Raw genomic sequence first — 22,293 nt, 5'->3', positions numbered from 1 at the left:
CAAATTCAGAAAAAGGCACCACCATACGGCGATGCCTTTTTGAATTTTTATATGGATACCATATATTTTTTATTCGTTATCCGGTCTGGTTCCGAGAGTCAGCTCTATTGTACTTTCCTTATACTCTACATTATCCGATCTTGCCACAACAGCTTCTATTTTCTCACCGGATTTATAGTATTGTAATTTATCCAGCAAATCATCACCATCGCTGACTTTCTGGCCATCAAATTTCACAATGATGTCGCCCTTGCAAATACCACTTTCCTCTGCCGGTGAACCTTCTTCTACACCTCTTATGAAAGCACCTGTAGGCATATTATACATCTGAATTGCTTCTGTCGTCAGGTTTGCGAGTACAACTCCCAGATACCCTTTCTCGCTGGTATCAACCTTCTCTCTGGTCTCACGGTTCATCAGATCCTCCAAAATTGGTTTCGCCTTGGAAATTGGAATGGCATATCCCATGCCTTCTACGGAACTGTCTGCATATTTTGCGGAATTGATTCCAATCAGCTGCCCTTTCATATCAAGCAGTGCGCCTCCGCTGTTTCCGGGATTGATTGCTGCATCGGTCTGGATCAGTCCTGTACTGTCTGTTCCATCTTCTGTAGAAATTGTTCTGTTCAATGCACTTACCCATCCGGATGTAACAGACTGTCCATACCCTAATGCATTACCAATAGCAACCACCTGCTGTCCAACTACTAAATCATCCGAACTTCCTATCTGCGCTATCTTAATCTGATTCAGAGTATCCTCCGGAATGTCAGCTTTCTGTACTGCAACTACAGCCAGATCGTTGTCCGCATCGGTACCTTTAATCTTGGCACTGACCGCATCTTCCACATTCAGATCTCCATTATCACCGGCATTCACTGTCTCTGTCTCCGCACTTGACACATCATCTCCGATAAAGCAGACGCTTAACGTTGTCGCACCCTCTACCACATGATTGTTCGTAGCGATCAGGAGTTCATCATCATTATCCCCGACGATAATTCCTGAACCACTTGCTGCGCTTTTATACTGACGTGAACCATACCCAAAGAAACTTGGTATCTCCTGAACACTTACTGTAGTAATCGCAACTACTGAGGGCATGGAAGCCTGTGCTACTGCTGCCACATTTCCGTTCTCAGAAGCAGCTGTCGCAGTCTCATCTGCACTGTCTGTTGTTGCCTCCTGCTGATCTACACTCTCCGTGGTTTTTATCTGGACATCAGATTTGCCTGCATTGAAAAGTCTGTCCGCTGTAAAGTTTGCCGCCTGAAATACTACCGATGCCACCAGCCCGAAAATCACAGCCAGTGCGATCGTGGTTCCTGCTTTTTTCTGAAAAGAATTTCGATTCTTTTTATGATCAGAGGGATCTGGTGCTGTCAACGCCGTCCGGGATTCTGCATGAAATTGATAATGCTGATATCTGGGTGGTTGTTGTCCGGGATTATTCTGCTCTTCACCCCAGTTTGTCTCATCATTCATATAATCCGCTCCCTTCTGTCCCTTTCTATATTACTGTCCGTCAATAAGAACTCCCCAAAATATGTCCGAATATTTTTCCATTCGGCATTTAAAAATCTGAAAAGTAATACTCATAAAATGGTTATCGTTCATTCCGTTCTCAATAATATAAAACAGACAATAATCGTATTTAGATGATACCAGCATCAAAAAGCCATTCATGTTTGCACGATAAAATTTTTGACCCTAACATCATTTAAATTATGGGTTCAGTATAGCAACTAATTGTGTTCAAAATGTGACAATAATCGTAAATTGGCGTGTTCTGCAAGACTATGAATCTCTCCTGTTATTCACTGTCTTTTTTCTTCCAGTAATACGGACTCATCGTACATGCCAGAATCACTTTTTGTGGCAGTTTTTTATATCTTTTTCCCAGAAAATATCCCGCATATTTCATTCCGCTCTGCCAGATCAGCTGTGGAATCAGCCAGATATGTCCTGTTCTGAGCAGATAATTCAGACTCTTTTTAACCAGACGGATTCCCTCTCCTTCGGAAGGTACGCCTTCAAAAATCTCCGGATGTTCTGCCTGAGATACACCAAGATCAAAGTTTCTGTGAAACTGCTGCTTTCCTGAATAATTATGAGAATGATAGACTTTCGCATCTGCCGTATAGGCCACAGAATAACCCTGCTGCACCATTGTTCCGGCATAGATCATATCCTCGTTAAAAATCGCCCGGTTTACAAATCCACCGATTTTTTGATAAATCTCTCTGTCATAGGCTGCGCATACATTGGAGCAAAAGTAAGTTTTGATTCCATACGTTTCAACATCCGACAGCGATTTGACTGAAGACTGTTCCGGATAATTAAACGAACGGGTATAACGTTCCAGAAAACGGCAGTCTGCTTTTGGTAATTGTCTCGCATAGGCCGCACCCGTACCTGAATTCCTGCTGACTGCGCGAACCAGATTTCCGATCATTTTCCGGTCTGCCGGAAGTGCATCCTGTGTCATAAAAACCATAATATCCGCTGTCGAAAGCTCTGCAGCTCTCTTTCTGGTTCCTCCGTGGTCAAAATCTTTCTGATCAAGATGATGAACTTCAAGAAGTGGATAGTTCTCCCATTCACTGTTCCAATATTCTTTTCCTGTATTCATGACAAGAATTCTATTCGGACGGTATTCCTGTTTCTCCAGTCGGTGAAGCAGTTCTCCAAATTCCTTTGCCGGACGATATGTTGGAATGATCACATCTACCATCTTTCTCTCGTTGTCTTCAATATTATTCTCTAAGTTATCCGTTTTATCAGATTTCTGACCATCTGCCCCATTCTTAACTGTCGTATTACCTTTGTTATATTTATCAATATTATCCGTCATCGCTGCTCCTTATCTGAAAAAGAGGACCATCCTCACCGATGGATGGTCCTCTTTTGTAATCTTATTCAGTTTCCTGGTTACTCTTCTGAACTTGTTCCTGAATCTGCGCCTCCGCCGTCATCAAACCCGGTATCGCCACTGGTGTCATCTCCGCCGGTATAATCGCCGCCGCCATCATCACCGCCGCCATCATCACCGCCGGTATTATCACCGCCGGTATTATTATCACCACCGCCATTATCGTAGTCTCCGCCGCCGGTGTTATCGTCATAACCGCCGCCATTATCATAATCTCCACCGCCGGTGTTATCATCATAGCTGCCGCCATTATCATAACTATCATCATAGTCATTATCATAGCTGTAATCGCCACTATAATCTGTACCTCCGGAACTGTTATCGCCAGACCATACAAAGGTATCTGCTGTATTAGTGGTATCCGTCTGCTGGGATGTAGCTGTTGAAGCATCATCCAGCTTACTCTCTCCACCAACGATCTCCAGAATCTTATTACTGCGCGCAACTACCTCTGAAGATGGAGTATAATCCTGATCATTGTACAGAAACTTATGAATTTCAACTACGTTGTTCTCAAGATCTGTAGGAACGATAATACTTCCTTTGATATTTGAGAATTTATACTTCTGCGGGAAACCTGTACTGTCAGTAAATTTATATCCAACCAAAGTAGGAATCAGTCCCAGAATATCCTGCTTGGAAAGAGAAGTCGTTACCATAGGGAACACATCATCCATGATCTTAAAGATAGAAGAAAGACCTGCTATCTTTGCCTTATCAAAAAGCATTCCCAGTACACGTCTCTGACGTTCTGTACGTCCCATATCCAGACTTGCGGTATAACGGATACGGCAGTAAGAAGTTACCTGTACACCATTCAGATGATAAGTTCCAACTGTAGCTTCCTGATCTTCCGGTTTTGGTTCTGGTTTCTCAATCGGTGTGTAATCTTTTCCTGTCAGTTTGGAAGTTTCTACACAATAGTTATTCATATGCTCGATCTCAGCATAAGATAACGGAATATCAAGACCGCCAAGGTCATCTACTACTTCTACAAGCGCAGAGAAATCAGCTGTAGCATAATCAGAGATATCCAGATCCAGGTTTGTATTTAACATGGAAATCGCCTGTTCCGGTCCGCCATATGCATAAGCCGCATTTGCCTTTGTATATGTGTCATCTCCAATATTCAGAAGTGTATCTCTGTATATGGATACCATTCGTACTTCTTTCGTATCATTATTTACACTTACAATGATCATTGTATCACTGTTCTGTGCAGAATACTGAGACCCCCCTCCTCTGGTATCAATACCAAACAGTACATAGGTCTTATATCCTGTCATCTTCGGTGCTTCCTGGTTTACGATTACTTTTTCCTGATCCAGTTCCGGCTGTTCGATCTTATCCAGTCTGGAGGAAATCTGTCCATATACATATAATCCGCCAATGAACAGCAACAGTACGATAATCTCAAGCACAAACAGTACTTTTCTCTTTTTTCCTGGTTTAGCCATACTCTTTCCCCTTATCTTAATATGCATTCTTGTTTATAAATCCCTTGAAAAATGTAAGGAATATGATCTTGATATCCAGTCCGATACTCCAGTTTTCAATATAATAAAGGTCACATTCTATTCTTTTCCTTATGGAAGTATCTCCACGGTACCCATTTACCTGCGCCCATCCGGTAAGTCCCGGACGCACCTGATGTTTGACCATATATCTTGGAATTTCTTCTCTGAATTTCTCCACAAAAAATGGTCGCTCCGGACGTGGTCCCACGAGACTCATATTACCTTTCAGTATATTAAAAAGCTGTGGAAGCTCATCAATGCTTGTGTGACGCATAAACTTTCCGATTGGTGTTACTCTTGGATCATTCTTTACTGTCCATGCCTTCTTCTCTTCCGACTCCGGCTGTACTTCCATAGAACGGAATTTATACATCCAGAAAGTCTGATTGTGAAGTCCGACTCTCTCCTGTTTATAAATCAATGGCCCCGGCGAAGTCAGTTTGATAATCAGACACATCAGAAGCATCAATGGTGAAGTCACAATAATTCCCACGATTGAACCAACAATATCCATAGCGCGCTTGACCAATGCATTGAATGTATTGTTTAACGGCACATAACGGATGTTGATGACCGGAAGTCCCAGAATATCCTCTGTATATGGTTTCGTCGGAATAATCTTATTATAGTCCGGAATAAACTTCGTGTGTACTCCTGACTTTTCACACAATGCCACAATCTCTTCCAGGCGATAATACTCGCTTAACCCCAGAGTGATCGCGATCTCATCCAAACGGTTTTCCGGAAGTATCACATTCAAATTGGCAATTCTTCCAAGAACCTTAATACCTTTGTATTCTGTGCCTGCCGGTATGTTGTCATCAAGTATTCCGCGTATCACGTATCCCCACTGAGGATTTGCAAGAACACGATCAATATATTCCTCTGCTGCACGGCTGTATCCTACACATATCATCTGTTTCTGATTAAGTCCCTTCTCACGCATATCCCGGAGAACGGTAAATATCAGCATTCGGGCACACCACTGAAGTATGATATTAATCACATAGAACATAATATATGTGGAACGTGAGTAATCACTTTCATCAATCATATAAAATGTAAACATGAGAATAAGGAGCCCGAGTGAATTGGCCTTTATAATATTGGCCAGCACAAGTCGGCGCCCCTGCATCCGCATAGGAATGTACAATGTAAATGCCTGATACAGCAACAAATATACAGGTACAATGAGAACCAGCATCAGCATGTACTGCTTAAAACTTCTTGTACGGACTGCCGTTGCCGCCATAGGTCCCACAAAACGAATCAGCCACGCAAGAAAGTAAGATAATACCAGTACGATCGCATCAACAAGCATATGGAGACGACTGAAATTCTTTTCATTGTCTTTTAACAATCTTTTGTCACCTCATTTTTATCAATTCGTAGCCATATCCTCTTTGTCACAGTTGCTATCGCTTCTATATTATAATAGTTGATTTACAAAAGCAATAAAATCTTCTTCTTAATTTTATAAAATTTCTATGAAGCTATTTGTTATTTTTTACTGCTTTTTCTTATCATCCGCGAAAGCGCCGGAAGATATTCACCCATAATTCAAGCTGTATCTTTAAATAGTTCGGTAAATTCCGAAGTTTAAAAGATACTTTTTGATTTTTTCTGCTGATCTGAAAACCGTTTTTAATTCCCGCTATATATTCTCTGCCAAATCCTTTTAATGCGAAAAACAGAATTTTAATTCCAAATCCCACCACAAGGAACGGAAGATTTATAATGATCTGCAAAACCGGCATGTTCTTATAGATCAGGTAAATATTATTTCTGGAAGAATAGCGGATCTTAAATTGATTATACCTGGAACCGCTTGTCCCGCTTCCCACATGATATACCATCGCATCCGGTGCATACCAGTTTTCATATCCGTGGATCCTTGCTCTGTATCCTACATCCATATCTTCGAGATATGCAAAATGTTCTTCATCAAAGTATCCGATCTTATCAAAAATCTTCTTTCTGTAAATAGCCGCACCTGCGCAGGATGCAAAGATCTTCTCTTCTTTCTCGTAAGTATGAATATCTTTTCCCTTTCCTCTGGCATAGGCCCAGCCAAGCGCACAGTAATAATTTCCTGCATCATCCAGTTTGTCTCTGTCATGGAACTGAATCATTCTGGCTGCACATGAGAAAGCCTTCGGGTGTCTTTTAATGGCAAAGATCATTTCCTCTATAAAATTCTCAGTTACTTCTATATCATTATTCAACAGCAGCACATACGGTGCCCTGGATGCCTTTATCCCTTTATTGACCGCTTTACAAAAGCCAAAATTCTCCGGCAGTTCGATCAGATGAACCCATGGATACCTCGCTGCAACAAATGCGCAGCTTCCGTCACTTGATCCATTATCCACCAGAATCACTTCAAAATTATTCACTGACTGGCACTCCAGGCCTGCAAGTACGCCATCCAGATAAGCCATCCCGTTAAAGTTCGGAATAATCACTGATACTTCCTGCATGATTTCCTCCCTGTATTCTCTTTCTTCTGTCCATTTCTTGTTTCGGCAGTCTCCATTCCGGGAATCGGCTTCAGAGAGTAATTCCATTTGGTAAGGGACAGGTTTTTATTATAATAGGGATCTCCGTTTTTAAGGATGTCCATCCAATGACATCGCATATATTCAATTTCCGTCTGAAAACGACGTACTTTCTCTTTACTGTCCTCGGCTCCTCTTGTTTTTGATTCCATATGATAAAGCTTTGCATATGGATCGTATACGATCAGATGATTATTCTTTCGTACTTTCAGACACAGATCAACATCATTAAATGCAACTGCGAGTTCTTCTGTAAATCCTCCGGCCTGCTCAAATACTTCTTTCTTCATCATCAGGCATGCTGCGGTAACTGCACTCATATCCTGAAGCAGAGATGCCTTGTGAAGGTATCCCGTACGGTCTGCCGGCATATCAACAAACATATGCCCTGCGATCCCGCCCATTCCAATCACGCATCCCGCATGCTGAATCGTATTGTCAGGATAAATCAGCTTCGCTCCGACACCGCCGACTTCCGGTCTCTGGCATACGCCAAGCATCTCTTCCATCCAGTCCGGCTCAATAGATTTCACATCATTGTTCAAAAAAAGCAGATATTCTCCTCTGGCATGCGCTACACCAAAGTTATTAATAGCAGAATAATTAAATTCTTTTCCCCAGCGCAGAAGATGTATCTGCTGATCTCTGGAAAGTTCTTTATAGTATTTGAAAATCTCTCCTGTCGTACTGTTATTCTCTATGATTATGATTTCAAAGTTCTGATAGGATGTATTCTTCTTTAATGACTCCAGACAGGTCTGCAGGGTCTCTTTCTCATCTTTATTCGGAATGATCACAGAAACCAGTGGTTCTCCCTGTACCGGATATTTCACCCGGTAAAACCCCAGATCCTGTGTATGGCTTACAGTACCTTTCGTACCCGTTCTCTCAAGATGAGCCTCTATTGCCCTCTTTCCCGCTTCAAAAGCGTACATCTTGCTGGCCGGATTATCTGCTGTGGACGCTTTATGCGTTCTCCAGTGATACAAAATCTCCGGAACATGCAGCACTTCTCTGGCATTCTCTGTGCAGCGGAAAATAAAATCATAATCCTGTGCCCCATCAAACTCTTTTCGGAAACCTCCTGCTTTCTCTACTATGCTTTTGCGTACTACAAAGAAATGGCAGATATAGTTATTTGAACGCAGCAGATCCAGATTAAAGTCCGGCTTCAGATGCGGCTGAAAATGCTCGTCCAGATCTGTCGTTACCTTATCCTCATCTGTATAAAGTGCATCTGCCTGCGGATGATCCTGCAGTGTATTCACGATCTCATACAATGCATTTGGAGCCAACAAGTCATCATGGTCGAGAAGTCCTATAAATTCGCCCTTTGCCATGGCAAAAGCACGGTTTGTATTCTCCGCAATGCCAAGATTTTCTTTCAGGCTACAAAACCTTACCCGGACATCCTTTGCCGAATAATCTGCCAGAACTCTCTGCATCTCTTCATTATCCGGACTTGCATTCGCAATACACAATTCCCATCCTGTGTAAGTCTGGCTGATCAGTGATTCTATCATCTGCTTTAGAAATTCTACGGGAGTCTGATAGGCAGGCACCGCGATACTGATCAGTGGTGCATAGTTGAATTTATGTTTCCTTTGTTTCTCAAGTGCTTCTTCATCCGGAACATAAGCCGCATACCATGGACCATACGGCACTTCTTCCGGTTCAAAGCGTTCATGCAGCCTGATCCAGAATTCTTTCGGACCATAATGCTTCAGATAACGAAACCCTTTCTGAATCGTATACGGAGAAAGTTTCTTCAGCATTTTTGACCACTGGATCTTTCCTCCTGCCGATTGTTTTTTGCTCATATATTAACCTCGATTTTTACTATGATTTTTTATTTTAACATTGTATGATATTTTTTGCAAGAAACACGCTAAATGTGTTATACTGTTACTGTTCACATGCCACCTATCCCGCGAGGTGTTTTGGCATGTATATGCCAAAATCCGAGACATACAAGCCAAAATTCCATTGCCGCAGGCAATCTGGAACTAAAAAACAGGAGTTTTAATATACCATGAAGAAAAAAAGAATTACCGCAGCGCTTCTGGCTCTGGGACTTAGTGCAGTCACTATATGTTCCCAGCTTCCGGTCTTTGCTGCTGAAGAAACAGCACAAGCCACGGATACTGCCGCGCAGCCACAGACCGCCGACCCATCTGTTGTCACTACCAACGGTATTGACGGATGGCCACAGGCTTCCGATATTTCATCCACTGCTGCTATTGTAATGGAAACCTCAACCAATACAGTTCTCTATTCCAAGAACGCCGACCAGGCTCTTTATCCTGCCAGCGCAGTCAAAGTTATGACCTGTCTGGTCGCCCTTGAGAACAGCAGTCTGGATGATCAGGTAACTATGACTGCAACCGGCGTATCCGGTGTTACGGATGGTGGAGCGAATATTTCCTCACAGCTTGATGAAGTTTTCACTGTGGAGCAATGTTTATATGCAATTATGGTCGCATCTGCAAATGATATCGCATTGCAGGTAGCAGAGCACGTCGGAGGTTCTGTAGATGCCTTCGTACAGACAATGAACACACGCGCCCAGGAACTTGGATGTACCAATACAGTCTTTACCAACCCGACCGGGCTTCCTGATGAAAATCAGCATACAACGGCGCATGACATGGCTCTGATCATGGAGGCAGCCATGGCAAACGAGACTTTCAGAACCATTGCCGCAACTACTTCCTATACACTCCCAGCAACCAACGTATCCGGCGGTGAACGTGTACTTACAAACAGTTTTACCATGATCAATAATGCCAGTGACGGTTATTATGAACCATGTATCGGTGGAAAAGAAGGCTATACCGAAGCTTCCGGAAGTACGCTTGTCTGCGAGGCAGCCAAGAATAATATGAAGCTTGTCTGCGTAGTCTTAAATGGCGCATCCGGTGTTACGGACGACGAGGCGATTGCGCTCCTTAATTACGGATTTGACAATTTCTCTCCGTTAACGATTGCTGACACTGACTTCAACCGTCTTTCCGGCGGTACTGTTATTGCTCCTAACGGTGCAACAGAAAATAACCTGACTACAGAGGATACCTCTTCTGACGGACAGATCACACGCCAGTACTACTTTGGCGGAACCCCTGTCGGAACCGCGATCCTTGAAGATACTGAGCAACAGTCAAATGATGCTGCTGTTACCGGCCAGAAGAATATGGAAGCAGCACAGAATTACTCTGCTTCTCATACAACAACACCGTATTATATCATCGGTGCGATCGGAGCTGCATTCCTGTTATTCTTTTTATTCCTGCTGGTCAAAGTAATCCGGTCCTGATTTACAATTCTTATTATCTGACAAAACCTGCCGGTCATTACAAGTCAATCGGATATTCGCAATCCGCTTTCGCTACTTGCTCATAACCGAATAACTGCTCCGCAGTTTATCAGAAGGGGCTTGTACCCCTCCTGATACAAGCAAGTCCCACCCACTGCTTATTGCTCTTCGCAATTGAAGCAGGGGACTTACTTGATTCGGTTAAAACAGGCAAACGTGCAGATAATCGTAACCAAAAAGAGACATAAAAAACAAGGCAGAACTTATTCTTTGTAAAATAACTCCTACCTTGTTTTATGTCTCTTTTTTATTCTAATATATTATAATATCAGGGTCAAAAAGTCATTCGTGCCTGCACGATAAAGTTGTTGAAACGGAACGCCAAATAAACTTTCATCCTTTATTTCGCATAAAACGGTACTATAAGAAATGCCCAGCATGCAAACGGTGAAATGACGAGTAAAGCAGTGATTGCTTTATATATCCAGCCCCTCACTTTTTCATTTTTTATTACCTTAGTCAGAATCTTGTTCCAGCCCAGTGTAACAAAATACATCAGCGGATATAACGCTGGCATCAGATATCTTCCCTGTGCCTGATTATCATTGTAATACACATAATCCATAAATAAAATCACCGGAATAACGATCAGCAAGATCATCATCCAATGGAAGATTCCCTCTACATTACACTTTCCCGACGTCACTTTTGCTTTGATCTTCCAGGTATCACCTGCTACCGTTTTCTTCTGTCGGATATACATTTTCTTTCGGAGGTTAAATATCCCTCTTGTCAGAAAAGCACTTAATATTCCAACTGCAAAAAATACAATGTACATTTTGCTCACAGCATATGGCATATAAATCTCCATCAGCCCAAATGTACCAATAAAGCTTACGCACACAGTCAATGCCCAGTTATGATACCATCCCGGATCCTGATAAAAAATAATGTCTTTCCAGCTCCATTTCAGCTTCTCCGGTGTAGGATAAAGAGATGGTCTGTAGTCCTTCTGCGCATATTTCTCAGCACATTCCGCGCAGGATCTTCTTCCAAGAAAATCACCATTATACAAAACTGCATTACGGATAAACCACCAGCCGCAAAGCAGTATTGTTACTCCTGCAATCACGATTCCCCGGCTAAAAAGGAAACGGATTCTCTGTGGGAAAGGCTCCTCCCTGCCAAGCAGTATTGTAAGGCAGAAAAAGAAAAAACTACAAAGTATCCAGCCATATGCATTGTAATAAGATAACGCACAAACTGCCATTCCCACAGCAAGGACGATGCAGTTCTTCCATGTCCAGTCCTCCCGAAGATAAGAAGCCCACGCGTACAGAATCATTGCTGCTGCCAAAAGTGCCAGAGAATCTGTATTTACATAAGTTCCCAGAAAAATTGCCTGCGGCATAAATCCGGCAAGCGCTGCAAACATCCATCTGACCTCCGGAGAATATTTTTCCTTTGGAAATAATTTGCCGGAAGCTTTTACTACAAAATATACCGCTCCTGTGACAAATAATACATCTGCCATACGCGCGATCTTAAACATAGAATATCCCGGATTTGTAAAAAGTCTGGCTATCCTCATAAATACCGCAGAAACCATATATGACACGATCGGATAATACGCATAGGAAATGCCCCAGACCTTATTTCTGACTTCCGGATCATCGCCCCGCGGGAGTGCTCCATGATACTTGTATATATAATCTGCAACAAGATATCTCATATGCTCATCCGGTCCTGCATCAAATGGCTGCGTCATCGCCCAGACAGTCAAAAGTACAAATGCAAGGAGCACAAAGACCAGTGTCATCGTCTTTTCATTTATCTCTGTTTTCTTTTTCTTTAACATATCTTCTTTCACATTCAATTATTTTTTGAGCGTTACTGTTCCCTTCCATCTCAGAATAACGGCACGTGAACAGCAATTTTTGAGTACTGCCTCAAATTCTTTTTAAAGAAAAGTCCTGGCTTTTCAATGTAAGATTCGGATTATAATACGGATCTCCATTTTTTAAAATATCCGGCCATTTTTTCTCAAAAGCAGCGATTTCCTTATTGAAACGCGCTACCTTCTCCGGAGTATCTTCCAAACCTCTGGACTTGGATTCATAATGATATAACTCCGCATATGGATTATACACGATCAGATATCCTGCCTGTCTCAGTTTCATACAGAAATCAATATCATTAAATGCAACTGCCAGTTCTTCTGAAAGTCCGCCTACTGCATCAAAAGCAGATTTCTTTACCATCATGCAGGCAGCTGTGACCGCACTGTAATCCTGTGCGCAAATAATTCTGTGGCAATATCCTGTCGTACCTCTCTTCTGCTGGACGAAGCAATGGCCTGCGATTCCGCCAAAACCGATCACAACACCGGCATGCTGAATCGTATCATCCTCATAATAAAGTCTGGCGCCTACTGCTCCGACATCTTCACGCATACAATATCCCAGAAGCTCTTCCAGACAATCTGAATTGATGATCTCTGTATCATTATTTAAAAGAAGCAGGTACTCTCCTTTCGCAAAGGATGCTCCGTAATTATTGATTGCAGAATAATTAAAGACTCCATCCCAATATACCATATGCACTTTCGGATTCTCTGCCTCCAGTTTCTTATAATACTCAAAGGTCGCAGGATCTGTGCTGTTATTTTCTACGATAATATATTCATAATTTTTGTAAGTAGAGTTCTTCTCGATTGAATCCATACATCTTTTCAGATCATCAATGTGATCTTTATTTGGAATAATAACAGAGATCAGAGGATCATAATCTCTGATAAACTTCGTTCTGTATAATCCCAGATATTCTCCCTTGAAAACCTCTGCCTTGACACCAATTCTGTTATAGTGCTCCTGAACCGCACGTTTTCCTGCCTCAAAAGCATAAAGCTTACTCTCCGGATTCTCCGCGGTAGAATCCTCATGACAGCGCCAGTGATACAAGATCTTTGGAATATGGCAGATTTCTTCTGGTTTTACTGTTTCCACACAGCGGAACACAAAATCATAATCCTGTGCACCGTCAAACTCGCTTCTGAGCCCACCTGTCTTTTCAATCACTTTATGTGATACTACAAACAGATGGCAGATATAATTTACCGTGCACAAAAGATCCGGGTTGTAATCCGGTTTAAAATGTGGCTGGAAGAATTTATGTCCATCCATTGACATCTTATCTTCATCTGTGTAGATCACCAGTGTTTCCGGTTTGTCATTCAAGGCCTTAACACATTCAAACAGGGCATTCGGTGTCAGCTCATCATCGTGATCTGCAAAGGCAATAAAATCACCTGTGGCAAGTTCTATTGCGCTGTTGGTATTCTCTGATATCTGAAGTGCCTCCTCATGAGAAACATATTTGATTCTCTTCTCTTTCGCAGTCAGCTCTTTTAACAGACCTGTCAGAGGTGACTGTGCACCACTTCCGTCAGAGAAACAAAGTTCCCAGTTTGAATAGGTCTGCTCCTGAAGCGATTCGACCAGCCTTCGCAAATATTTCTCCGGAGTTTTATATAGCGGCACTACAAAAGAAATCTTCGGATTATATGCAAACGTTGTTTTCCTTTGTTTCTCAAGCTCACTCCTGTCCGGCAGATGATGCCTGATCCACTTCTGGTAAACCGGCGGACCCTGACGTACATTTTTGATTTTGGTGACTACTTTCTCAGCTAAAGCCGTTGCTCCCTGAGATTTCCAGTAACGAATACCTTTTTCTACGTATTTGTCTATTTTTTTCGCCAGAATATCTGCTTTTCTCAGTGGAACGACATGTACGGTTTTTTTGTCTCCGGCATAAAAAACTACATACAGGCATTTTCCGGAAACATTCGTAATCTCAGCAAAGAATCCTGTTTTTCCCGGGTTTTTGGCTTCTTCAAACAGCTGGTTTACATCCACTCTGTCTGTTCTCTGAATCTCAGCCGTAACCGGCTTCTTATCTGCGTCAAAAATCCGGATCATTACCGGCTTCTGCGCGATCGCCCATCCTCTGATGCGTACAGTTCCCTGTTCTGCTTTCTCCTCTTCGAAATAAACCTGTGGCCTGTCCCTTTTTTTCCCCAGCTCATGCGTTGTAACAGAAAACCAGGCTGTTTTTTTATCCGCAAATTTCTCATAGATTACCAGTTTATGAAAACTGTTTAAGTCTTCCGGTATCCGGATTTCTGCCGTTACCTGCATTCCTTCCATCTTCTCAGGATCCTGGAAACGCTCCAGCGCACTTACATTATTATTTTCTTTTACAGATACTTCCAGCTTCTTATTGTCCAGATAAACCTCCATGGAAGCTTCTTTGGGCCAGTGTCCCTGAACGATATATAAATTTTTATCAGATAAATGAAATCTCTCTCTTACTACTTCAAATATTTCCTTAGGCATATCAATCTCCATTTCTCTCCAGTTTTCTCAGAGAGCAGTCTGTATTATTCAATGTCAGATTTGGGTTGTAATAAGGATCCCCTTTTAACAGTTCTCTTTCCCATTTTCTGCGGAAACAATTTACCTCTCTGGAGAAACGCAACTGCTTCTCCGGTGTATCTTCCATTCCCCTGGACTTGGATTCATAATGATACAGTTCTGCATACGGCGTAAACAGGATCTTCTCTCCTTTATCTCTTACTTTCATGCAAAGATCAATGTCATTAAACGCCACTTTCAATTCTTCATCAAATCCGCCAACTGCTTTAAAAACAGAAGTCTTTACCATCATGCAGGCGGCTGTAACTGCGCTCATTTCCTGCACGCAGCGCAGTCGTCCCATATATCCTTCTGCATCCCCTGGAAGTTTACATAAAACATGAGCTGCAACACCGCCAAGACCTATCACAACACCGGCATGCTGAATCGTATCATCCGGATAGTACAGTTTCGCACCAACCATTCCGACGCCTTTTAGCTGGCAAAACTGTAACATTTCCTCAAGCCATGAATCCGTGATGATCTCAACATCATTATTGAGGAATAGCAGGTATTCTCCCTGTGCCTCTCTTACGGCAAAATTATTGATTGCTGAGTAATTGAATTCCTTTTTCCACGTAAGAATCCTGACATTTGGATATCTGCTTTTCAGCGTTTCGTAATATACAAATGTCTCCTTCTCTACACTGTTATTCTCTACGATGATAATCTCATAATTTTTCCAGGTCGTTTTTTCTTCTATGGAAGAAACACATAAATCCAGATCATTAATATGATCTTTACTCGGAATAATAATAGAGATCATCGGCTCTGACTGAATTGCCAGATGAGTTCTGTACCATCCTGCTTTATCTGCTGGCTCTGCAACTGCCGGAAGCTGTGTTCTGTTATAATGATCTTCCAGTGCTCTTCTTCCTGCCTCCCAGGCTTTCTGCTGTTTGTGAGATTCTCCGTTTTCATTTTCCATGCAGTGGCAGAGGACTCTTGGAATATGCACGATTTTTTTTACCTGTTCACAGCATCTTAAAATCATGTCAAAATTCTGAGCCCCGTCATATTCCGGACGAAACTTCCCGCTTTGTTCCAGCACGTCCCTCCGGATTGCCCAGAACTGCCCGATGTAATTATTCTCTCTTAATCGGAACAGATTAAAATCCGGTTTGAATTTCGGATCGTAATGATGTTTTCCATCTGTACTTACTTCATCCTCATCTGTATAGATCATATCTGCTTTCTTCTCAGTAACTGCCTTGATCATCCAGAAAAGAGCATCCGGTGCCGGTACTGTTTTCTGATCAGAGAATAAAATATAATCTCCCATTGCGAGTTTCAGCGCTGCATTCAGATTCTCAGAAGCGCCTTTATCTTCTGTGATTTTTTTATAAGATAACCGGATTTCTTTTTTGTACTTCTTCCGCAAAAAGTCTCCGGTTTCTTCTCCCTGATTTACATCCACCAGACACAGCTGCCAGTTACTGTACGTCTGATCCATGTATGCATCGATCACACTGCTCAGAGATTTTACATCTGTATCTGACAGAACGATCACGACGCTCACTAAAGGCATATAAGAAAATATCGCATTTCTCTGTCTTTTCAATTCTTTTCTAAACGCTTCATGGTCTTTCAGCCAGTCCTCGTATTCCTGCTCTCCATCCTTAAGCTGAGAGTTTTTCACATATCGGAAAAATCTTCCAATTCCGTTTTCTTTTATATACGCACAGTTTTTCTGTCTGTTTTCCAGGGACAGAAGTTTCATCTGCTGATAAAAACCTGTATTTTCTCTCTTTAGCTTCTTTACATCTATCTTATATATTTTTTGTATGTCCTGACCACGGAAACAAATGCAGATATTCTGGCTGTGTATATTCTCCAGATTCACTGTGATACAAAAACCGAGATTTCTTTTTTCCGCCTCTGAAATTTCCTTTACCTCTTCCACATCCGGCCGTCTTTGTCTGGTGATCGTACATTCCAGGACTTTTCCATCCGAATTCTGAACAAATACATCATCAGAATCCATCTGATTTACGACCCATCCTTTGATCGTCAGGATATTTCCCTGTGTGATCTGCTCTTCGTCGATATGATACTCGATAAGACTTTCTGTACAAAACTTCTTTATTTCCTGCGCAGATGCTTCCCAGATAACTTCCTTTTCATTTCCTGCCTGCAGTACAAGCTGTAAGCTTTCATGCTCCTGTGCAAGCTGCAGAATCTCCGGTATCTTTATTGTGAAACCTGCGTTTTTTATTTCTTTTATCCCTTTTGTTTCTTTTAGATTATCAGCCACATCTGTTCTTTCATAGCGCGAAAGTTCAGGAAAAGAAATTTCTTTTCCTGAACCATAAAGAGAAAAATTACATATTTTCTGTTCTCTGGCTACGGCCCAGCCGGTAATAGTCAGAGTATGATTTTCTTTATCACTGTATATTCTTTTGTCTACACTCCAAAGTATATTTCCCATAACTAAACCCTTTTTACCGTACGATACAGTTTCCATGCCTTACTGCGTTCTACCTGATCCACCAATGCTTTCTTCTGCTCAAGTTCCTGTCTCAGCTGATCCACTGCTCTTTTCTGTTCTGTATAGATCTTCCAGAATTTCTTTTCTGTTTTCTTCTCATCCAGAATTTCCATTTCAATCTTCATGGATTTTTTGTTTTCAGGAACAGATGGCACGATAATCTGCGGATCATCCCCTCCGAAATAAAATTCTCCATTTTCTACCTCACAGCCATCTGTGTGGAAATCAACAAAATTTCCATCTTCCCAGGTAAGCCTGCTGATTTTGAGTCCTTTCGCCAGTTCTCCCGGATCAAGGCGAAGCATTTTTGTATTTTCAGGAAGTTTAAATTCCACACAAACTTTCCTGTTTTTAAACAGATATCTTACAGAATCTGTCTCATTAAAACTCTTTCCGTTATCCCAGAAAATCTGAAGATTCTCCAGAGTTTCATCCTTCTTCTCTCTGTAGTAATCCTCAATCTCTGCTCTTCCCGGGGAAATCTGAGTATACATATTCCGCATTGCTGTATGTTTTCCCAGAATATATGCCTGTAAATTGTGTTCCATTTCAACATATATTTCTATATCTTCAGGAGTAATTCCTGCTTTTTCATAAAAGTTCAGGTTTCTTAACACTCTGCGTTTATCATTCAGTTCCAGATAATAAAAGATCATGCGGTAAACCAGATACTGAGATGGCACAGGGAATGCAAATGTCCATTCATAGTCAATAACAGATACTTTATCATCTGACAGAATAATGTTTGCAGGGACGAAATCAATGTTGGAAATTTCTGCGCATTTCAAATCAGAACGCAGATTTACATCTCCAAACACCCTGACAAAGCCTTTCGTTTTCACAAAAGGTTTCTTTTCATGAATGTTCTTTACTTTTCCTATATAAGTAAAGAATAATTTCTCAAGCTCCTCTGTTCTGCCCTCTTCCAGAAGATGATCCAGCTTATCTTCCAGTGTGATTCCTGTCAGGTATTCCAGCTCTGCACAGTTATCTTTTAACGAACACTGATTGACCTCAATTCCCTCTTCTTTATACATCTCCGTCAGAGTCTCATAAATGATTCTCAGATTCCTGATATGCTCTACGGCTTTCTTGTGTGCAGGCGCTTTCTTTACAGTCAGTTTTCCGTCTGCTGTTTGATCGATCTTCGTATAAATGGACAGCTTCTGATCTCTTTCGTTGGAAAATTTCACATAAACCGGCGACATCTCCGGCTGTTCTTTTCCGATCACAAGAAGAAATGAATTGGCAAACTGTGGATACATATCATTGCTCAGAAGTGTATCATAGACCCGGGATTCCTGGAAAAGTCCCAGCCGCAGTCTGTCAAAATTGTAATCTTTCATGTGCAGTTCACCACCAGCCGGGAGATGCCTGTCTGAATGAATCATCATTGGAAATTTATAGTCCGGATATGGATAATACCAATCTGCCTTTAAGTTTCCGGCATCCTGCAAAATCCCGTTAAATTCTTTTCTTGAAAAAGTTTTGACACCTTTTGTATTCGGATATCCCTGAATTCCCTCGAACAGAGTTCCGAAATGATCTTCCGTACATCCGGCCCAGTATTTCAGTCCCAGTCTGTTCTCGATGGCCAGAATAATCTTTCCATCCGGTTTCAGATGTCTGGATATGATCTTAAGAAAATCCACATATGGGTTCTCACTCCGGATATAAGATTCCCCATATTCAAACACGCCGATCAGAGTAATATAATCATATTTTTCTGTCAGATTCTTCTCTATCTCCTGAAAGTTTCCCACAAGAATCCGAAGGTTGTCCTGATCCTGATGTCGGTATGCATTGATCTTGCTTCTCTTCATAGAAAGCTCAATACAGGTAACTTCTTTCGCTTTCTCACACAGAGCACCTGTGACGGCCCCACATCCGGAACCGATCTCCAGGACCTTTTCCTCTCCGGTAAATGGAAGCCAGCTTAAAATATTCTCTCTGATATGAGAGAAATGATAAAGAATCGGCCAGCTCTCCCGTTCACTGATCACTCTGTTAAATTCTTCCGGTGCAAAATCTCTGGAAATTGCAAGCATTTCATCTTCTATCGCACCATCACTATATAAATCCTTTCCCGGATAGCACGTAGTATCCAGAATTACTTTTCCGATTTTTTCTTCCATATATTTTCCTCGCGCTGATTTTTATTCACTGCATCGTCCTGAAACGTGTTTCAAACACGCTTTCCTATATCCTGTCACCGGCATCAAAAAGTTACAGGCTATTCCCCACACCGAACTTCCACTTTAGAATCCATGTCATAAAAACCAACTGTATTCTTGCTGGAGATCACCGTAATATTACATGCATCATAAAGTCTGTGGAACACTGTGAAGTCTCCATTCTTATATCCGGTGCAGCCAAATGACAAAAGATATTCGCCACCCTGAAGGTTCATCGTCTGGGTAAATGTTACCGTACATGTATCACCCTTACCAGAACGCTCAACTTTAGCATTCTCATACATGGTATTCGTGCCTGTGATTTCTGTACCCTGGATGTTTTTGAATGTATATGCCATGATCGGTTCCTGAATATCCTCATTGAACCGGACTTTCATGCGGATTTTGAATTCGCTGCCCTTCTCTATCGTATTGGAGCACATTCCCTTGTCATCAATTACTCTGAAATCTGTGATCTCTGCGATACGGCTTCCATATTCCAGCATATTCGGATTCATCTGGAAATCTCCCAACTCCTCGCTGTTCTCCGCCGGAATCTGTTCCTCACTTCCGGATTCATTCTGCTTTACAGGGCTCTGACCTACGAGAAGCTGTTTATAAAGATCGACCATCTGCTTCGGTGAACCTTCATCCAATTTCACGCCTTTGTTCAAAAGCACAACTCTATCACAATATTTTGAAACACTACTGAGGTCATGACTTACAAAGAGGATCGTCTTGCCCTGTTTCTTAAATTCTTCAAATTTATGATAACACTTTGCCTGGAAGAATACATCACCTACTGATAATGCCTCGTCTACGACCAGAATCTCAGGATCAATATTGATTGCAACAGCAAAAGCCAGACGCACGAACATACCGCTGGAATATGTCTTGACAGGCTGATGAATAAAATCTCCAATATCTGCAAATTCCAGAATATCATCCAGTCTGGCATCTATCTCTTCTTTTGAAAAACCGATCATCGTTCCATTCAGATATACGTTCTCAAGTCCGGAATATTCCATATTAAATCCGGCACCTAACTCCAGCAGGGCAGAAATTCTTCCATCTACCTTCACCTCCCCCGAAGTAGGAGTCAGAACACCTGTGATGATCTTTAAGATCGTTGATTTACCGGAACCATTGGTTCCGATAATTCCCACACATTCGCCCTCATAAATATCAAAATTCACATCATGAAGTGCATAATGCTCTTTATAGAGTTTCTTTCTGGTAAGCCCAAGCGCTTCTTTCAATCTGTCTGAAGGCTTATCATATAATTTATACATCTTGGTGAGATCTTTCACCTGAATTACTTTCTTGTTCTCCACATTATTTCCTTTCCGGTCAGGCGGATCATCATCCGCTTCGTTACTTACTTATAACCAAATGGGCACCTGACAGCCTTTTACAGACAAATCAGCTGACAGGTATTCCGGATTTTCAGGTCATTACAAAACATCCGCAAAATGAATGCGCAGACGTTTAAATACCCATCCTCCGAATAAGAAACACAAAATCGTAAACACCCAGAAATAAATGGTCCAGCCTGCATGTTCCCAGAACCAGTTCTTCATCAGAAATGTGTCTCTGTATCCGGAAACAATATAATACATTGGATTCAATTTCAGAATCTTCATAATAATCGGATGTCCCTGTAAAGGAGTGTTCTCAACGATCCACATGATTGGTGTCAGCCAGACACCTACCTGAAGCACAATATTGATAATCTGTGTCAGATCCCTGAAAAAGATTACAATTGCGCTGGTAGCATAGGATAATCCAAGCACCAGAAGGAATACACATCCACTGTAATAAATAATCTGCAGATAATAAAGATCCGGAAACTTCCCGTAAGCTGCATACAGAATAATCGTAAACAATACAAAGAATGCATGTACAAACATCGCAGAAATAATCTTGACCACCGGGAGCACACTGATATTAAAAACTACTTTTTTTACCAGATAATTATATTCCAGCAGAGAGTTCGTTCCGCCGATCAGTGCATCCTGGAAAAAGAACCATGGCACGATACCGGCAACCAGATAGAGAACAAACGGAACTCCCAGATCTCCGGTTCCTGAACGAAAGCCTACAGAGAATACAAACCAATATACAAGAATCGTGATCACAGGCTGAATAAATGCCCATACGATTCCCAGATAAGAACCTGCATATCTTGTCTTAAAATCATTCTTTGCCAGCTTTGCCACAAGCCGTCTGTTTTTATAAATATCCTTTGGTAAAGAAAAAATCGTATCCAATCTCTCGTTCTCCTATTTGCGGTAATCCTTAAAGCTTCCCCATTTTGTATCTTTGTCAGAAAAGCTTAATTCCATTCCTTCCGGAATTGGCCATTCTACTCCGATATCCGGATCATTCCAGATCAGTCCGCCTTCATCGTTTGGATGATAGAAATCAGAGCATTTGTAAACAAACTCCGCATGATCAGAAAGTACAAGGAATCCATGTGCAAATCCCTTAGGAATGAAGAACTGTTTCTTATTCTCAGCAGAAAGTACAACGCCAAACCATTTTCCATAGGTTTCGGAACCCTCACGAAGGTCTACAGCCACATCAAATACTTCTCCATTTACTACACGTACGAGTTTATCCTGTGGGTAATTGATCTGGAAGTGAAGTCCACGGAGCACGCCTTTGTGGGAACTGGACTGATTGTCCTGCACAAATTCAACAGCGATTCCCGCTTCTTTAAAGTCATTGTAGTTGTAAGTTTCCATGAAATATCCTCTGGTATCTCCGAAAACTGTAGGCTCTACTACTTTTAATCCCTTGATTCCACCACATTCTGTTACTTTAATTTTTCCCATTT

The 22,293-nt window shown here is 41.7% G+C and carries 14 protein-coding genes; 1 reads left to right on the top strand and 13 read right to left on the bottom strand.

Annotated features, from left to right (window positions below; genetic code table 11):
- Positions 1-69: 69 nt before the first annotated feature.
- The 6 genes from ACTNC0_RS06315 to ACTNC0_RS06290 all read right to left on the bottom strand — a co-directional run bounded on the left by ACTNC0_RS06315 (position 70) and on the right by ACTNC0_RS06290 (position 8,827).
- Positions 70-1,485, bottom strand: a complete 1,416-nt coding sequence (locus ACTNC0_RS06315) for a S1C family serine protease (protein WP_441086735.1) — start codon at positions 1,483-1,485, stop codon at positions 70-72.
- A 328-nt stretch (positions 1,486-1,813) separates the two neighbouring features.
- Positions 1,814-2,734, bottom strand: a complete 921-nt coding sequence (locus ACTNC0_RS06310; RefSeq protein WP_118609607.1) for a glycosyltransferase family 2 protein — start codon at positions 2,732-2,734, stop codon at positions 1,814-1,816.
- Positions 2,735-2,931: 197 nt separating this feature from the next.
- Complete coding sequence (locus tag ACTNC0_RS06305; protein ID WP_441086734.1) at positions 2,932-4,389, bottom strand: LCP family protein; 1,458 nt, start codon at positions 4,387-4,389, stop codon at positions 2,932-2,934.
- 16 nt (positions 4,390-4,405) lie between these two features.
- The gene (locus ACTNC0_RS06300; protein ID WP_441086733.1) at positions 4,406-5,809 is read right to left on the bottom strand and encodes an undecaprenyl-phosphate glucose phosphotransferase; all 1,404 of its coding nucleotides are present in this window, start codon (positions 5,807-5,809) and stop codon (positions 4,406-4,408) included.
- A gap of 163 nt (positions 5,810-5,972) precedes the next feature.
- Entirely contained in the window at positions 5,973-6,929 is a 957-nt protein-coding gene (locus ACTNC0_RS06295) for a glycosyltransferase family 2 protein (protein WP_441086732.1), read from the bottom strand.
- On the bottom strand, positions 6,911-8,827 hold the full coding sequence (locus tag ACTNC0_RS06290; protein ID WP_441086731.1) for a glycosyltransferase family 2 protein: 1,917 nt from the start codon (positions 8,825-8,827) through the stop codon (positions 6,911-6,913). Before ACTNC0_RS06290 ends, ACTNC0_RS06295 begins: the two co-directional genes overlap by 19 nt.
- Positions 8,828-9,039: 212 nt before the next feature.
- Between ACTNC0_RS06290 and ACTNC0_RS06285 the strand changes: the two genes are divergently transcribed.
- The gene (locus ACTNC0_RS06285) at positions 9,040-10,320 is read left to right on the top strand and encodes a D-alanyl-D-alanine carboxypeptidase family protein (protein ID WP_441086730.1); all 1,281 of its coding nucleotides are present in this window, start codon (positions 9,040-9,042) and stop codon (positions 10,318-10,320) included.
- Between the two features lie 400 nt (positions 10,321-10,720).
- Here ACTNC0_RS06285 and ACTNC0_RS06280 read toward each other — a convergent pair whose 3' ends face one another.
- The 7 genes from ACTNC0_RS06280 to rfbC form a co-directional block, all read right to left on the bottom strand.
- Positions 10,721-12,178 (bottom strand): hypothetical protein, encoded by a 1,458-nt coding sequence (locus ACTNC0_RS06280; protein ID WP_441086729.1) that lies wholly within the window; start codon positions 12,176-12,178, stop codon positions 10,721-10,723.
- A 91-nt stretch (positions 12,179-12,269) separates the two neighbouring features.
- On the bottom strand, positions 12,270-14,714 hold the full coding sequence (locus ACTNC0_RS06275; protein ID WP_441086728.1) for a glycosyltransferase family 2 protein: 2,445 nt from the start codon (positions 14,712-14,714) through the stop codon (positions 12,270-12,272).
- A gap of 1 nt (position 14,715) precedes the next feature.
- Positions 14,716-17,220, bottom strand: coding sequence for a glycosyltransferase family 2 protein (locus ACTNC0_RS06270; protein ID WP_441086727.1), 2,505 nt, complete (start codon positions 17,218-17,220; stop codon positions 14,716-14,718).
- A 2-nt stretch (positions 17,221-17,222) separates the two neighbouring features.
- Positions 17,223-19,415, bottom strand: a complete 2,193-nt coding sequence (locus ACTNC0_RS06265) for a class I SAM-dependent methyltransferase (RefSeq protein ID WP_441086726.1) — start codon at positions 19,413-19,415, stop codon at positions 17,223-17,225.
- A gap of 98 nt (positions 19,416-19,513) precedes the next feature.
- On the bottom strand, positions 19,514-20,788 hold the full coding sequence (locus ACTNC0_RS06260) for an ABC transporter ATP-binding protein (protein WP_441086725.1): 1,275 nt from the start codon (positions 20,786-20,788) through the stop codon (positions 19,514-19,516).
- 120 nt (positions 20,789-20,908) lie between these two features.
- On the bottom strand, positions 20,909-21,724 hold the full coding sequence (locus tag ACTNC0_RS06255; protein ID WP_441086724.1) for an ABC transporter permease: 816 nt from the start codon (positions 21,722-21,724) through the stop codon (positions 20,909-20,911).
- A gap of 12 nt (positions 21,725-21,736) precedes the next feature.
- Positions 21,737-22,291, bottom strand: a complete 555-nt coding sequence (rfbC, locus tag ACTNC0_RS06250) for a dTDP-4-dehydrorhamnose 3,5-epimerase (protein WP_441086723.1) — start codon at positions 22,289-22,291, stop codon at positions 21,737-21,739.
- Between the last annotated feature and the right edge of the window lie 2 nt (positions 22,292-22,293).

It is taken from the genome of Blautia sp. HCP3S3_B11, from assembly GCF_052064435.1.
Lineage (GTDB): Bacteria > Bacillota > Clostridia > Lachnospirales > Lachnospiraceae > Blautia_A.
The sequence above is the reverse complement of the archived record's forward strand: the minus strand, read 5'-3'. Positions and strand labels throughout refer to the sequence as shown.